The organism is Methylomonas sp. PHL2-19, assembly GCF_059331595.1.
This window is the reverse complement of sequence record NZ_CP196839.1, coordinates 1,294,544-1,309,867: the sequence shown is the minus strand read 5'-3', so window position 1 is coordinate 1,309,867 and position 15,324 is coordinate 1,294,544. Positions and strand designations below refer to the sequence as shown.

Sequence of the window (15,324 nt, the reverse complement as noted above, 5' to 3'; positions counted from 1 at the left end):
ATGCGAATGGATAAATTAACCAGTAAATTTCAACAGGCGCTCAGCGACGCGCAAAGCATGGCCCTAGGCAAGGACCACCAGTTCATCGAGCCGGTGCACGTGATGTTGGCGTTGATCGATCAGGAAGGCGGCAGTATCAAACCTTTACTGATGCAAGTTGGCATTCAGGTCAACGCCTTGCGTAATGAGTTAAGCAAGGAGATTGATCGTCTGGCCAGCGTCTCCGGCGCCGGCGGCGATGTGCAGATTTCCAACGAATTGTCGCGGATGTTGAATCTGACCGACAAACTGGCGCAGAAACGTAAAGATGCGTTCATCTCCAGCGAATTATTTTTGCTGGCAGCCCTGGAGGCCAGCGGCTCCTTACAAAAAATCCTCAAGCAAGCAGGCGTCACCGCTTCGGCCGTGGAAAAAGCCATCGAAAACATGCGCGGCGGCCAGAACGTCAACGATGCCAACGCCGAAGATCAACGCCAGGCCTTGAAAAAATACACCATCAACCTGACCGAACGTGCCGAACAAGGCAAGCTGGACCCGGTGATCGGTCGTGACGACGAAATCCGCCGCACCATCCAGGTCTTGCAACGCCGCACCAAAAACAACCCGGTGCTGATCGGCGAGCCGGGCGTCGGCAAAACTGCCATTGTCGAGGGTCTGGCGCAACGTATCGTTAACGGCGAAGTACCGGAAGGTATCAAAGGCAAGCAACTATTGTCGCTGGACATGGCGGCATTAATCGCCGGCGCCAAGTTTCGCGGCGAGTTTGAGGAGCGTCTGAAAGCCGTACTTAATGACGTTGCCAAACAAGAAGGCCAAATCATCTTGTTCATTGATGAGTTGCACACCATGGTCGGCGCCGGCAAGGCCGAAGGCGCGATGGACGCCGGCAACATGCTGAAACCCGCTCTAGCTCGCGGCGAACTGCATTGCGTCGGCGCCACGACGCTGGACGAATATAGGCAATACATCGAAAAAGACGCCGCGTTGGAACGCCGCTTTCAAAAAGTACTGGTCGACGAACCGAGCGTCGAAGACACCATCGCCATCTTGCGCGGCTTGAAAGAACGTTACGAAATCCACCACAGCGTCGACATCACCGACCCGGCCATCGTTGCCGCCGCCATGCTGTCGCACCGCTACATTTCCGATCGGCAATTGCCGGACAAAGCTATCGACTTGATCGACGAAGCCGCCAGCCGGATCCGGATGGAAATGGACTCCAAACCGGAATCGATGGATAAACTCGACAGGCGCTTGATTCAATTGAAAATCGAACGCGAGGCCATGAAAAACGAAAGCGACGCGGCCTCAAAAAAACGCCTGGAAATCCTGCAAGTGGAAATCGCCGACTTGGAAAAAGAATATTCCGATTTGGAAGAAATCTGGAAAGCCGAGAAAGCGGCATTGCAAGGCACTGCAACGATCAAGGAACGCCTGGAACATGCCCGCCTGGAACTGGAAGCGGCCCGCCGCAGCCAGGATTACGCGCGGATGTCCGAGCTGCAATACGGCGACATACCCAAACTGGAGAAAGAACTGGACTTGGCTTCGCAAGCAGAAATGCAGGAAACCACCCTGCTGCGCAGCAAGGTCACGGAAGAAGAAATCGCCGAAGTGGTTTCGAAATGGACCGGCATTCCGGTCTCGAAAATGATGGAAGGTGAGCGCGAAAAATTGCTGCGCATGGAAGAAGAGCTGGGCAAACGGGTAATCGGCCAAACCGAAGCCCTGAAAGCCGTCAGCAACGCGATCCGCCGCTCCCGCGCCGGCCTGTCGGACCCGAACCGCCCCAACGGGTCGTTCCTATTCTTGGGGCCAACAGGAGTCGGTAAGACCGAGCTGTGCAAGGCTTTGGCCGAATTCATGTTCGATACCGAGGAAGCAATGGTGCGCATCGACATGTCGGAGTTCATGGAGAAACATTCCGTGGCCCGTTTGATCGGCGCACCTCCCGGCTATGTCGGTTATGAAGAAGGCGGCTACCTAACTGAGGCCGTGCGCCGGAAACCCTACTCGGTCATCCTGCTTGACGAAATCGAGAAAGCCCATAACGATGTGTTTAACGTATTGCTGCAAGTGCTTGACGACGGCCGTTTGACGGATGGCCAGGGCCGGACTGTGGACTTTAAAAACACGGTGGTGGTGATGACGTCGAACTTGGGTTCCAGCGTGATCCAGGAACTGGCGGGCGAAGACAACTATGTCGAAATGAAAGATGCGGTGATGGAGATTGTAGCTCAGCATTTCCGACCGGAATTCATCAATCGGGTCGATGAAGCAGTGGTCTTCCATCCGCTCGGCCAGGGCCAAATCCGCGCCATCTGTAAAATTCAGATCGAATTGTTGCGCCGTCGTCTCCAGGAAAAAGACATTGGTCTGGAAGTCAGCGAAACCGCACTGGATCTACTCGGCGAAGCCGGTTTCGATCCGGTTTACGGCGCACGGCCTTTGAAACGGGCGATACAACGGCAATTGGAAAATCCGCTGGCTAATGAGATTTTGTCAGGACGCTTCATCCCTGGGGACTCGATCAAAATCGATGTCGCAAATGACGGATTGACATTTAGCCAATAAAAACGGCTTGGAATAAGCTGCCGGATTAGCAGTTTTCTAACCCGGCAGTCACCTGTACCAACGGCCGTATCACCCGAAATTCAAATCAGATAGAATGGACGCCGGAAGTGCATGGTTTATCGCCGCAATCCGGGATAAGCGACTATTAACGGCTCGTCACTTAATATAGGTCTCGAATCGGTAAAAGCCAACTTCCCCGGTCGATCAACGGCGTGGTCAGGTATTTATCGCCACGCTCTTATTTGAACCGTCGGTTTTGCTTAAGACATTTCCGCATGGGAACGGATATTGTCGACACATTATCAATTTAAGGCATCCCGCCATCATACTTATTCAAGGTTAAAGGAAAATGCGTTTGTCACACACTATAGCAACTACCAGTTTATTATTGGCTGCCGCCATCTCTCCAGCCCATGCAGCCTTGGTAGGGCCGGCCAGCGACTACAATATTTTCGTATTCGGCAACTTCATCAGCTCAAATTCCGATACAGAAGGCAACTTAGCTGCCGGCGGCAATATTACATTGGCCAACTATTCGGTGGCCTCGCAAATCAGTGGCAACGCAGCCCGTTTGGTCGTCAACGGCACGCTTACCGCCAACAACGGCGGTGTAGGCAACGGTCAGAACGGCAGCATCTATGCAGGCGGCACCCTGCTAAGCAGCTTTACCGCCAATGGCGGCGTCTTCGCGCAAACATTGGTGGATTTTTCCGGTGCGCAAACCCAATATCAAAATATCTCCAACGCCTGGAACGCTTTGACCGCCAACGGCAGTGTCGGTAACAATTACGGTACGCTGAATCTGACCGGCAACAATAGCGAACTCAATGTGTTTGACATAGACGGCGCCGAACTGACCGCCAGCAATACGATCAACATCAGCGCTCCAAGCAACTCCACCGTGTTGATCAATGTCAGCGGCACCGGCCAGATATTTCAAAACGGCCAAGTCAATCTTAACGGCATAGACGCCACACACGTCATCTACAATTTCTATGACGCAACGTCGTTAACGTTAGCGGGCAGCAAGAACCCTCAGGGCTCGATTCTAGCGCCCTGGGCCAACGTATTTGGCGGTTACGGACAATTGAACGGCCAATTGGTTGCTCAGTCGTTTAACGGCAATATCGAATTCCATAACCAGTTGTTCGCCAGCAATATTGCCGCAGTGCCCGTACCAGCGGCGATTTGGTTGTTTGGCTCAGCCGTAGGTATTTTGGGAATCAACGGCCGAAAAAAACTCGCGCGTTAAGTCTCCGCGTGACTCCCTCTAGCTATTCTGAGGGAGTCGCGCCTTTCCGTTCTTGTTGAAAAATCGTGGCATGCCCATCAATCGCTCAAATCTGAGCGTACATGGCCGCTATTCCTTCGCCCCGGCTCGAAGCAGCATATTCGCAATTTCCCGATGACCTCGGGTTCTCGCAAACTGTAGCGCATTGGCTGTCGGCTTGGCGCCGTTCGCCAATAGCAGTTCCACCATTTCCGTCCGCCCTCTACCGGCCGCCAACCCCAAAGCGGCACTATCGCCAGCGTTGATATCCATTCCCGCATCCAGAAATAATCGCACCGCCGCCATATCGCCCGCTCCAGCGGAGGCCGCGAATTGCTGTTCCGTGTATTCAACACCCATTTGCTGCAAATCTTTCCGGGCTTGTACCACGTCAACGGCGCATACAGAACCCACCTGAAGAACACTCAGCATCACGACGATACGTAAGACATCACACCGAACAATTTTGGATAATATTTCGTTCATCGACAAGCTCCTGAGGCCGCAAACTCATATGAATTAAACGCGAACGAGGCTCAAAGACATGGACTTTTTGCAGAGTTTGACAGCACTCGCTCAGACGTCCTCGCCTTGTTGCCATTAAATTTCGACGACCCGACCTTCCGCCGCCGATTGCAATGCGGCCACTATCGTTCTGCAATTATCCCGGGCATCGGCTAGGGACAACTGCGGCCCCTGACCACTCAACACGCAATTGCTGAAATGTTCAATCTCCAGACGGAAGTGATTGGAAGCCGGCAAGCGCTCTTCGGACTGGCGACCGTCCTCGGTCCACCAAGAAATCACCGGCACATCACCGGGCAATTGCCAAACCACATGACATTTGATACCCCCTTGGGTACCGATGATTTCGTATTCGCAGCGCCGAGCCCGTTCAAAGCTGAAATCGAAATGTGCGAATTTGCCTTCGCCGAAATCCAGCACGCCGCTAGTGGCGATGTCGGCGCCGCTTTCCACGTATTTGGACAACGCCATTACCCGGCAAGGGGATTGCTGAAAAAACATTCGCAGCGAATGAATTGCATAGCAGCCAATATCCCACATCGCACCACCACCATGCGAAACATCGTCGGCTAAACGATACATCCGGGCCGGACGCATCATGAACGAATAGCTGGCACGTACCGATCGAATTTCGCCTATCAGTCCGGAGCCGATCAACTCCAATACACGGGCATGTTGCGGATGGAAACGATACATAAAGCCTTCCATCACGGTCACCCCGTAACGGCGAGCCGCTGTTTCTATCGCATCAATATCGGCAACCGTCAGCGCCATCGGTTTTTCGCATAACACATGCTTGCGATGCTCGATGGCGCGTAAAGTCCATTCAGCGTGCTCATGATTCGCCATTGGCAAATAAATGGCTTGTACGTCATCGTCGTTGAGCAGAGAATCTAAATTGTCGTAACTCTGTATCTCAGGATGGCAGGGGGCATATTTAGCCAACGTTTGCGCCGCAGCCCCGGGACGGCGGCTGGCGATACCAATCAGTTCGGCATTGGATGCTTCGACTATTGCCGGCAATAAGCGTTCGTTGATGCGGGCCGCGCCGAGAATGCCCCAACGCAGTTTGGCTTGGTCTTGGTTATTCATGACAGTACCTTAGACTGATGAGCTGAAAGCTATCAGATTAGCAGCATGTCCACGCGCCGCAAGCAACTTATTCCAAATAAGTTGCTTGAAAGCTAACAACCTTTGATTATCGGAAAGATTAGGAACCAGAGCATCTGGTATCTGCGCGAGATAAAACCACCGCGCATAAAAAAGGCCCAAGCAACATCTGTTGCATAGGCCTTGCTGATCTATCGACTTTGCGTCGAGATCAAGCCATTGCGCGCAGTCTGTCGTTTAGTCTGCTTTTGCTGCGAGCGGCTTTATTTTTGTGGATCAGGCCTTTGTTAACGGCCGAATCAATTACAGGAACAGCGGTTTTAAACGCGGCTTGAGCTTGCTCTTTATCGCCTGCTCTAACAGCGGCGATCACTTTTTTAACGAAAGTGCGTAAGTTGCTGCGCTGTCCGGCATTGCGAATACGGCTTTTCTCAGCCTGACGCGCTCTTTTTCTAGCTTGTGGTGAATTAGCCATAGTCTATCAGTTCTTTTGAGTTAATCTGGAACCGCGTATTATCATTTTGGATGCTATGATTGTCAAATTTTTAGTGTTCCCAAACTCAATCTGAGGCCTGCAGTGAGCAAGCAGCTGTTTAAATCCACCGCAATCGTTAGCAGTATGACCATGATTTCACGGATCATGGGTTTTGTAAGAGACATGCTATTTGCCAACATTTTTGGCGTTAACGCGGCAACCGATGCGTTTTTCGTGGCCTTCAGGATTCCAAACTTCCTGCGCCGCTTGTTCATGGAAGGCGCGTTCGCCCAAGCTTTTGTACCAGCTTTGTCCGATTATAACGAAAAAGACAGCGAGGAAGGTTTGCGACTGTTTATCGACCGCACCGCCGGCACCTTGGCAGTATTGTTGGTGTTATTCACAGTGGCGGGCGTCATTGCAGCGCCGTTGCTGATCCTGCTTTTTGCGCCCGGTTTTCTGTGGGAAGGCGACCAGTACGAACTGGCTGTGCAAATGCTGCGCATCACCTTCCCATATTTGTTCTTCGTTACGCTGGTTGCATTCTCCGGCGCGATTTTGAACGCACGTGGCAAATTCGCCATTCCGGCACTGACTCCGGTATTTCTGAACATTTGCATGATAGGCGCTGCAATCTGGATTTCGCCGTTAATGGCCGAACCGATTATGGCTTTAGCGTGGGGCGTATTTGGCGCCGGCGTAGTGCAACTGTTATTTCAAATCCCTGCACTGATAAGGCTCGGCTTGCTACCCAGGCCGCGTTGGGGCTACCAAGACCCGGCGGTGAAACGCATGCTCAAGCAGATGCTCCCCGCCATTTTTGGGGTCTCCGTGGTGCAAGTCAATTTACTGTTCGGCACTCTGGTAGCCTCATTTTTAACTTCGGGCAGCGTTTCTTGGCTGTACTACTCCGATAGGCTGGTGGAGTTTCCGCTCGGAATTTTGGGTGTGGCGCTGGCGACAGTCATTTTGCCGAGATTGTCCGAGAACCATGCCGCTGAAGATGCCCTGGCCTTTTCCAAAGCGTTGGACTGGGGCTTGAAACTGGTGTTACTGATCGGCTTACCGGCCACCCTGGGTTTGACACTGCTGGCTGAGCCTTTGTTATCGACGTTGTTTCAATATAATGAATTCGGCAGCGACGATGTGCGGATGGCAGGCAAAAGCCTGATGGCTTATGCGCTAGGCTTACTGGCCTTTATGTTGATCAAGATCTTGGTTCCAGGCTTCACTTCCCGCCTGGATACACAAACTCCAATGCGTTTTGGTATGCATTCCATCGTCGCGAATATCATATTGAGTGTGCTGCTGGCATTTCCCTTCGCTCATCTTGGCATCGCCCTGGCAACTACCTTGTCTGCATACCTAAACGCGCTCCTGCTTTTGTTTACGTTGTTAAAAACCCGAATTTACCAGCCTTGCGAGCAATGGCTAATATTCATAATACGGGTTGTGGTGGCCAACGCAGTGATGTCGGCGTTTTTATATTATTTTGTCGACGTGACGCTTTGGCTGAATTGGAGCGCATCACAACGAGGCCTGCACCTGGGGATAACAATCGGCTTGGCAATGTTGATTTATAGTTCGGCGCTGGTACTGTTAGGTATCCGCCCCCGGCATATCGGCTTGCAAAAATCCGTAACGACTTGAGATTCTCTGCGACGCCACCATTGTCATGTAGAATGCATCGCGAAAAGCGGTTTCCGTAACAATTCAACAGACTAATCAGTAAGCTATGAAAACAAAAACAATCGGTTTTATTGGTGGCGGCAATATGGCAACCAGTCTAATCAGCGGCTTGATTGCCAGCGGCCATTCACCGCAGCAGATATGGGTGTCGGATACCGCGCCCGCCACGTTGCAGGCTCACACCGATCAACTTCATGTCAATACTACCGCCAACAACGAGACAGTCATTAACGAAGTCGAAGTCGTGGTGCTGGCAGTTAAACCGCAAATATTGCGCGATGTTGCTTTGCAAATCGCTCCCAGCCTGAAACAAAAGAATGTGCTGGTCGTATCGATTGCCGCCGGCATTTCCCAACAAAGCCTGTCTAAGTGGCTGGGTAGCGAGGTCGCTATCGTGCGCTGCATGCCAAACACACCGGCACTGGTGCAAACCGGTGCAACCGCATTGCACGCCAACGCCAATGTTGATGACGAACAAAAAGATCTGGCCGAAAATATTTTACGTGCTGTCGGTTTGGCCCTGTGGGTCAACGACGAAAACCAACTTGACGCGGTGACCGCCGTCTCCGGCAGCGGACCGGCCTATTTCTTCCTGCTGATGGAAGCGATGGAAAAAGCCGCCCTGGAATTGGGCCTGGACGAACGCTCGGCTAGACTGCTGATTCAGCAAACCGCGCTGGGCGCCGCCAAAATTGCGCTGGAATCGGCCGAATCGCCCGCCCAATTGCGCGCCAGAGTTACCTCGCCGGGCGGCACCACTCAGCAAGCCATAGAAACATTTATACAAAACGGTTTTGTCGAACTGGTTGCCAAAGCCTTGCATGCCGCCAATGACCGTTCCATTGAAATGTCAAAACAACTAGGAGCCGACTAATGGGCAGCAATTACATGACCGACCCGATAGTGTTCCTGATAGACACCCTGTTTTCTTTGTATATTTTAGCGGTGGCATTACGCTTCTTGTTGCAATGGACCCAGGCCGATTTTTACAACCCGGTGTCGCAATTTCTGGTGAAAATCACCCACCCGCCGCTAAGGATCATGCGCCGTTTCATCCCGTCTATCGGCCGCATCGATAGCTCTTCTCTGGTACTGGCCTTGTTGCTGCAAATAGTCGCCAACTTCTCGATACTGGCTGTTAAAGGCTTGTCCGTGAGTTTTGTGGCATTGACGTTATTGTCGTTTACCGACTTGCTGAAAATGCTGATCGATATTTTCGTTTACGCCATTTTTGCCGGCGCCATCCTCAGTTGGTTCGCCCCCGGCAGCTACGGCTCCGCCTCATCGATTTTGTACAGTTTGACTGATCCGCTGCTGAACGTGTGTCGCAAGGTTTTACCTGACCTGGGCGGGATAGATTTATCGCCGCTGGTGGCGCTGGTATTGTTGCAACTGGCAAAAATGATGATTTTGCCGCCCTTGCATCAATTGGTCAGCCTACTGGGCTAGGCCTCTAGCCTGTATTACCATGCGACATGCCCCCTTCAAACGAACCTCATTTGTCGCTCTAGCCTTGCTATGTGCATTGGGTCAGCCGGCATATGCCAAAAAAATGTATCGTTGGGTGGATGAAAACGGTAACGTCTATTTCTCAGACCAAGTACCGCCGGATCAGGTAAAGCACAAACGGGAAACATTAAGCGAGAAAGCCCGTGTGCTCGATGTACTGGAAAAAGCCAAAACCGCCGAACAAATAGCCCAGCAAAAGCGGCTGGATGCGCTACGCAAGGAACAGGAAAAGATCATTGCCAGGCAAAACGCCAACGACAAAGTCCTGCTGAGCACTTTTCGTAACATTGATGATATGAATAAAGCCTTGAGCAATAAAATGGCGTCCTTCGATGCCGGGCAAAAAGTGATTGAAGGCAATATCGAACGCACTCAGCAGCAATTGCAGCAACAACAGCAACAAGCCGCCAATCTTGAGCGTGGCGGCAGCAAGATACCGCCGAAATTACTGGCGGATATTGCCGCCAGCAAACAACAGATAGAAGCGGGCAAACAAGAGCTTTTGCGTCACCAACAAGACAGACAAAACAGCGAAAAAGAATTCAAAGCCGACATAGCCCGCTTTCAATTCCTCACCCAAGCCAACAACAACGACGGAAAACCGCTTAACGGCGATAGTTTAGCGGCCAGTAACGCTAGCAACGAGTTAGGCCTGTTTGTTTGCCAGGACGCCGGGCAATGCGAAAAGGCCTGGAAAGTCGCCGGCGAGTTTGTCGCGACTCACTCCACCACCGGCCAAGACGTGGAAAGCGAGAAACTGATCATGCGCGCAGCCCCGCAGAAAGACGACGATTTAAGCTTGTCGGTATCGCTACTGGAGCGTAACAACACTTTGCAGATATTTCTGGATATTCGCTGCCGCCAATCCAGCCTGGGCAACGAATTATGTTCAGGAGCAAAGGCGCAAAGTATTCGCCAAGCCTTTGCACCATTCATTCAATCCAGCTTAGCGGCGCAACAATAAGGTACCGACGCCCTGGTCGGTGAACAACTCCAATAACACCGCGTGCTCGACCCGCCCGTCGATGATATGCACACTGGTCACACCGCCCTTCAACGCATCAGTGCCGCAGCGGGTTTTCGGAATCATCCCCCCGGAAATCGTGCCATCGGCAATCAGATTATCAATATCGGTCAAGGTCAGGCCGGTCAGCAAATTGCCCTGTCTGTCCATAATGCCGGGGATGTTGGTCAACAGCATCAGCTTTTCAGCTTTTAACACTTCGGCAACCTTACCGGCCACCAAATCCGCATTGATATTGTAGGAATGTCCGTCCTTACCCACGCCAATCGGCGCGATAACCGGAATAAAATCACTGTTACCCAACATTTCCACCACCGCCGGATCGATACTGCTGACTTCGCCGACGTGACCCAGATCAATGATCTCCGGTGCGTCGTCCAGCGTCGCGCCGGCCTTGGTCATATTGATTTTGCGGGCGTGGATGAAATTGCCGTCCTTACCGGTCAGACCTACCGCCTTACCACCCTGCATATTGATCATATTCACGATCTCTTTATTCACCAGACCACCCAGCACCATTTCCACCACATCCATGGTTTCGCTGTCGGTCACACGCATACCGTCGATAAACTCGGAAGTTTTACCCAGGCGCTTTAACAAGTCGCCGATTTGCGGACCGCCGCCGTGCACGACGATAGGATTAATACCTACCAGCTTCATCAACACGATGTCGCGGGCGAAGCTGTGTTTCAACGCATCATCGACCATCGCATTGCCGCCGAATTTAATCACAACGGTTTTGCCCTTGAATTTTTGAATATACGGCAAGGCTTCGATAAGAACGTGGGCAATCTGGTGCGCGGTTTTTTCTTTCATAATCACTAACAATTAAAAAGGTAGTTTGATATCGGGTTTGATTTGCAGCATCAGCTGCCTGAATTGAGCTTGAATACGTTGCATCGCATCCTGGCTATCCGCTTCAAAACGCACGGTTAGAACCGGCGTGGTGTTGGAGGCTCTGACTAGACCCCAGCCGTCAGCAAATTCGACACGCATGCCGTCTATATTGATGATCTTGCCGTCTTTAAACTTGGCCTGGCTGAATAGCTGTTCCACGAAGCGGATGCCTTCGCCTTCTGCCATCGGCACATGCAGCTCCGGTGTATTGATGCTATCCGGCAGTTCGGCAAATACGTCGCTACTGCTACGCATATCAGCAGACAGAATTTCAATCAGCCGCGCAGCCGCATATAAGGCGTCGTCGAAACCAAACCAACGGTCGTTAAAGAAAATATGTCCACTCATCTCACCGGCCAGCGCCGCCGTGGTTTCCTTGAGTTTGGCTTTCATCAGCGAATGGCCACTTTTCCACATCAACGGCCGACCGCCGCGTTTGACGATTTGATCGTGCAAATGCCGGGAGCATTTCACGTCGTAAATGATTTCCGCTCCCGGTTTATTGGCCAAGACATCGCGGGCATACAGCATCATTTGCCGATCCGGCCAAATAATTTTGCCGCCGGAATCGACCACGCCGATTCGGTCGCCGTCGCCATCAAAGGCGATGCCTATATCAGCTTCGTAATGCTGTACGGCCTTAATCAGATCGCCCAGATTTTCCGGCTTACTGGGATCGGGATGATGATTGGGAAAATTGCCGTCAATCTCGCAATACAACTCGATCACTTCGCAACCCATCGTACGCAACAGAATCGGCGCCAGTTGTCCGGCCGCACCGTTGCCGCAATCGACAGCCACTTTCATCGGTCTAACCAAATGCACATCGTCGGAAATCATGCCGATATATTCGTTGCTGAATAGACTATTCAGCTCGATGGAACCCGGCGTGCCTTCGCTAAAATCACCGGCCTCAATGCGTTTTTTTAATTGTTGAATCTTGTCGCCGGATAAAGTCTCGCCGTTCAAAACCAGTTTAAGACCGTTATAGTCAGCCGGGTTGTGGCTACCGGTGATCATCAAACCACTACGGCCTTCGCTGTGCTGGGTGACAAAATACAGCAACGGGGTCGGCACCAAGCCAATGTTTAATACATCGCAACCGGCTTCGGTAATGCCTTTTGCCAGCGCATCCGCCAAGCCGGGACTGGATAGCCGGCCGTCCCTGCCCATCACAATGGTCTTGATATTTAGCTGCCTGGCCTCGCTACCCAAAGCCCGGCCGATCTTGTGCACCGTTTCCGGCGTCAAGCCGCGTCCGACGATGCCACGAATATCATAAGTGCGGAAAATATCGGCAAAAGACTCGCCTGCCGTCGGCGCAACGTTTGGCATCGCCACGGGTGCCGATTTCTCGGCGGGAGTAGCCACACTAAGCGGCGCCTGCTCGGCCACGCTGATAGGCGCCGTACCCAAGCTGACCGGCACACTGGCATAGTGCTCGGCGGTTTTAGGCGACTCTTCGATAAAATCAATGTCGAATGACTCGTCGAAGAAATCATATTCGCCCGATTCTTCAGTTGGTTTACTCGGGCTTTTTTCTTGCTCTAGGATGCGTTTAAACTGCGCCAAAGTCGAAATAATCGGCCTCATTTCATCGAGTTGCACCGGATAGTGACCAACCTGCTTACCGGTCATCATGTCCTTGGCAGCTTTTAAAATACTGCTTTGATCGTGGTGCAGATAATCGGCCAATTTACGATAACCGATAAAAAACGCCAAACAACCCAACAAAGCGGGGATCAAGATAATGCAGGAAAATAAAATGATGTCGTCGGTACTGGTGCCGCCACCTATGGAAAGCTCCAACGACCACCGGCTGTTAGTCAGCGGCATCACTTGCGGCTCCTCCGCCTTCAATTCCTGCATGCCGACACTAGCCAATACCGCCTGCTCTTGCTTGATCTCCACATAACCGTTGCCGACAGCAGTCTTGCTAATCAGCTGTTGCAATAAATCCGGCTTTAAACTAACCAAAATCACGCCGATTACCTGCTGGTTTTGACTGACCGCAGCCGTCATTGCCAAATGCCGATGCTCGCCCTCGCCTTGCACGAAGGGCTTTTGCTTGGCGGTCAGCGTGGCGCGCACCATTTCCAAATCGGCAAAGCCCATATTCGGCACTTGGCTAAGATCCGGCTCGCTGACCGTCGCCGGCAACAAGCGCACACGCAGCGCTTGTGGAATCGTATTCTGTAGCCTGGCAGCGACATTATCCAAGGTCGCTGGATTATGGCTATCGCTGGCAAGTGCCGCCACCACATCCGGCGCCTGCGCCAGACCGTCGATGACCCGCTGCAAGGTCTCAATCTGGCTGACAATGCTGACTGTCATGCCGCTGGCGATTGCAGTGGTACTGGTTTGCTGGGTTTCGCTAACCTGGGCCGCCGAAAACCAATAGGCGCCGCCACCGGCCAATAACACCATCAGCGCCGCGATGCCCGCTACTATGCTAAATATGCGTCCCATCCGTCGCGACTCCGCTTAGTGCCGGCCGCTGTGTCCAAAACCGCCGCTGCCGCGATGGCTTTCGTCGAAATCAGCGACGCACTCAAACTCGGCCTGTGCCACCGGCACAAACACCATTTGCGCGATGCGTTCACCTATTTCGACGGTAAATGCGCTATTGCCGCGATTCCAGCAGGAGATAAACACCTGCCCCTGGTAATCAGAGTCGATCAAACCCACCAAATTACCCAGCACGATGCCGTGCTTATGCCCCAGTCCCGAGCGCGGCAGCAACACCGCCGCCAAATGCGGATCGTCGATATGAATGGCTAGGCCGGTAGGTATCAGGGCCGTTTCGCCCGGCTGCAAGGTCAAGGCCTGATCCAGACAGGCGCGCAAATCCAGCCCCGCAGAGCCGTGGGTAGCGTAGGCGGGCAAAGCAATCTCCCGGCCCAGACGCGGATCAAGAATTTTTAACTGGATTTTTTTCATGCAATTTCTCGGCTATCAGTTTAAGCAGCTGTGCGGCTAAGGTATGTTTATCGGTCATCGGCAGGATTTGTTGACCACCCGGCCAAAATACTTGCAAGGCGTTGCGATCACTCTCGAAACCGCCTTCAGCCTGCCCAACCCAATTCGCGGCGATCAGGTCCAGGTGTTTGCTTTGCAGCTTGTGTTTGGCGTAATTTTCCAGATCGTCGGTTTCCGCGGCAAATCCCACAACCAAGGGTTTTGGTTGCAGTGCAGCCACCGCGGCAATGATGTCCGGATTTTTTATCAAGGCTATCTTGCTGTTGTCGCCAGCCTTTTTTATCTTGCTATCAGCCAGCTGTTGCGGCCGGTAATCCGCTACCGCCGCCGCACCGATGTAAATATCTGCAATCCGGCTATGCATCATCACTGCATCATACATTTGCAAGGCGGTTTCCACTGGAATAAGTTTGGCGCCGGCCGGCACGGCTAAGCTGACCGGGCCACTGACCAGTGTCACGTTGGCACCGGCTGAGAGGGCGGCGACGGCCAAGGCATACCCCATTTTGCCCGAACTGCGGTTAGTGATGTACCGCACCGGATCAAGCGGCTCTCGCGTCGGTCCGGCACTGATGACTATATTAATGCCCGACAGAAAACCGGGCTGCTCAGGCGCCAGCAGTTGCCGACAAATCTCGGCCGGCTCGACCATGCGTCCCAAGCCTTGCTCGCCGCAAGCCTGCTCTCCAGCCGCCGGGCCGATGCATTGCACACCATGGCTTTGCAGCCTGGCAACATTCTCTTGGGTTACCGGTTTACGCCACATTGCCTGGTTCATCGCCGGCGCGACCCATACTGGGCACTCGGCCGCAAGATACAAGGTAGATAGCAAATCATCCGCCAAACCATGCGCCATTTTCGCCAAGGTATCGGCGGTCGCCGGCGCAATCAGCAATAGGTCTGCCCAGCGTGCCAAATGGATATGGCTCATGGCCTGTTCCTGCTCGACATCCAGCAAATCGCTATGCACGGCATGGCCGCTCAAGGCCTGAAAGGTCAGCGGCGTAACAAACTGGCGGGCGGCTGCGGTCATCACTACGCGAACTTCATGGCCTTGCTTCCGCAACAAGCGCACCAGTTCTGCCGCTTTATACGCCGCGATACCGCCGCAAACCCCCAACAAAATTCGCTTGTTAATGTCCATACCCCCAGAAGATCAGTTCTTGGAATTATGGCAAACTCGACCTTTGATGTATAGGAACAGCTCATTTTGCACTCAGTCCGCACCGCCACACCTTAAACCTTAGATTTTACAGTTGCCTTGCTGAAAAC

Annotated in this window: 13 protein-coding genes; 6 read left to right on the top strand and 7 right to left on the bottom strand. The window is 52.7% G+C overall.

Going from position 1 to position 15,324, the window contains the following annotated elements:
* Together clpB and ACR02O_RS06240 are read left to right on the top strand one after the other, a co-directional pair.
* Nucleotides 1–2,574: an ATP-dependent chaperone ClpB gene (clpB, locus tag ACR02O_RS06245; RefSeq protein ID WP_033159148.1), complete on the top strand. Its 2,574-nt coding sequence runs from the start codon at nucleotides 1–3 to the stop codon at nucleotides 2,572–2,574.
* Between the two features lie 355 nt (nucleotides 2,575–2,929).
* Complete coding sequence (locus tag ACR02O_RS06240) at nucleotides 2,930–3,826, top strand: choice-of-anchor A family protein (RefSeq protein WP_494523013.1); 897 nt, start codon at nucleotides 2,930–2,932, stop codon at nucleotides 3,824–3,826.
* A 108-nt stretch (nucleotides 3,827–3,934) separates the two neighbouring features.
* On the opposite strand, the gene ACR02O_RS06235 is transcribed toward ACR02O_RS06240, so the two are convergent.
* The 3 genes from ACR02O_RS06235 to rpsT form a co-directional block, all read right to left on the bottom strand.
* A complete protein-coding gene (locus ACR02O_RS06235) occupies nucleotides 3,935–4,330 on the bottom strand; it encodes an ankyrin repeat domain-containing protein (RefSeq protein WP_415879123.1) in 396 nt (131 codons plus the stop codon).
* A gap of 114 nt (nucleotides 4,331–4,444) precedes the next feature.
* The gene (locus ACR02O_RS06230) at nucleotides 4,445–5,461 is read right to left on the bottom strand and encodes a Gfo/Idh/MocA family protein (RefSeq protein ID WP_458139106.1); all 1,017 of its coding nucleotides are present in this window, start codon (nucleotides 5,459–5,461) and stop codon (nucleotides 4,445–4,447) included.
* 229 nt (nucleotides 5,462–5,690) lie between these two features.
* A complete protein-coding gene (rpsT, locus tag ACR02O_RS06225; protein ID WP_020483383.1) occupies nucleotides 5,691–5,954 on the bottom strand; it encodes a 30S ribosomal protein S20 in 264 nt (87 codons plus the stop codon).
* A gap of 102 nt (nucleotides 5,955–6,056) precedes the next feature.
* Between rpsT and murJ the strand changes: the two genes are divergently transcribed.
* From murJ to ACR02O_RS06205, 4 genes are all read left to right on the top strand, one after another.
* Nucleotides 6,057–7,604, top strand: coding sequence for a murein biosynthesis integral membrane protein MurJ (gene murJ, locus ACR02O_RS06220; protein WP_458139105.1), 1,548 nt, complete (start codon nucleotides 6,057–6,059; stop codon nucleotides 7,602–7,604).
* 85 nt (nucleotides 7,605–7,689) lie between these two features.
* On the top strand, nucleotides 7,690–8,517 hold the full coding sequence (gene proC, locus ACR02O_RS06215) for a pyrroline-5-carboxylate reductase (RefSeq protein ID WP_458139104.1): 828 nt from the start codon (nucleotides 7,690–7,692) through the stop codon (nucleotides 8,515–8,517).
* On the top strand, nucleotides 8,517–9,092 hold the full coding sequence (locus ACR02O_RS06210) for a YggT family protein (protein ID WP_445367928.1): 576 nt from the start codon (nucleotides 8,517–8,519) through the stop codon (nucleotides 9,090–9,092). Before proC ends, ACR02O_RS06210 begins: the two co-directional genes overlap by 1 nt.
* Before the next feature lie 19 nt (nucleotides 9,093–9,111).
* Nucleotides 9,112–10,116, top strand: a complete 1,005-nt coding sequence (locus ACR02O_RS06205) for a DUF4124 domain-containing protein (protein WP_494523012.1) — start codon at nucleotides 9,112–9,114, stop codon at nucleotides 10,114–10,116.
* Here ACR02O_RS06205 and argB read toward each other — a convergent pair.
* From argB to coaBC, 4 genes are read right to left on the bottom strand one after another with little or no spacing between them, the layout of a single operon-like run.
* The gene (gene argB, locus ACR02O_RS06200; protein ID WP_033159176.1) at nucleotides 10,099–10,992 is read right to left on the bottom strand and encodes an acetylglutamate kinase; all 894 of its coding nucleotides are present in this window, start codon (nucleotides 10,990–10,992) and stop codon (nucleotides 10,099–10,101) included. The two genes, ACR02O_RS06205 and argB, sit on opposite strands and share 18 nt — an antisense overlap.
* A gap of 12 nt (nucleotides 10,993–11,004) precedes the next feature.
* Entirely contained in the window at nucleotides 11,005–13,542 is a 2,538-nt protein-coding gene (locus ACR02O_RS06195) for a phosphomannomutase/phosphoglucomutase (protein WP_494523011.1), read from the bottom strand.
* Nucleotides 13,543–13,557: 15 nt separating this feature from the next.
* Complete coding sequence (dut, locus tag ACR02O_RS06190; protein ID WP_033159140.1) at nucleotides 13,558–14,013, bottom strand: dUTP diphosphatase; 456 nt, start codon at nucleotides 14,011–14,013, stop codon at nucleotides 13,558–13,560.
* The gene (gene coaBC, locus ACR02O_RS06185; protein ID WP_494523010.1) at nucleotides 13,985–15,196 is read right to left on the bottom strand and encodes a bifunctional phosphopantothenoylcysteine decarboxylase/phosphopantothenate--cysteine ligase CoaBC; all 1,212 of its coding nucleotides are present in this window, start codon (nucleotides 15,194–15,196) and stop codon (nucleotides 13,985–13,987) included. The genes dut and coaBC overlap by 29 nt, the downstream gene beginning before the upstream one ends.
* Nucleotides 15,197–15,324: the final 128 nt, after the last annotated feature.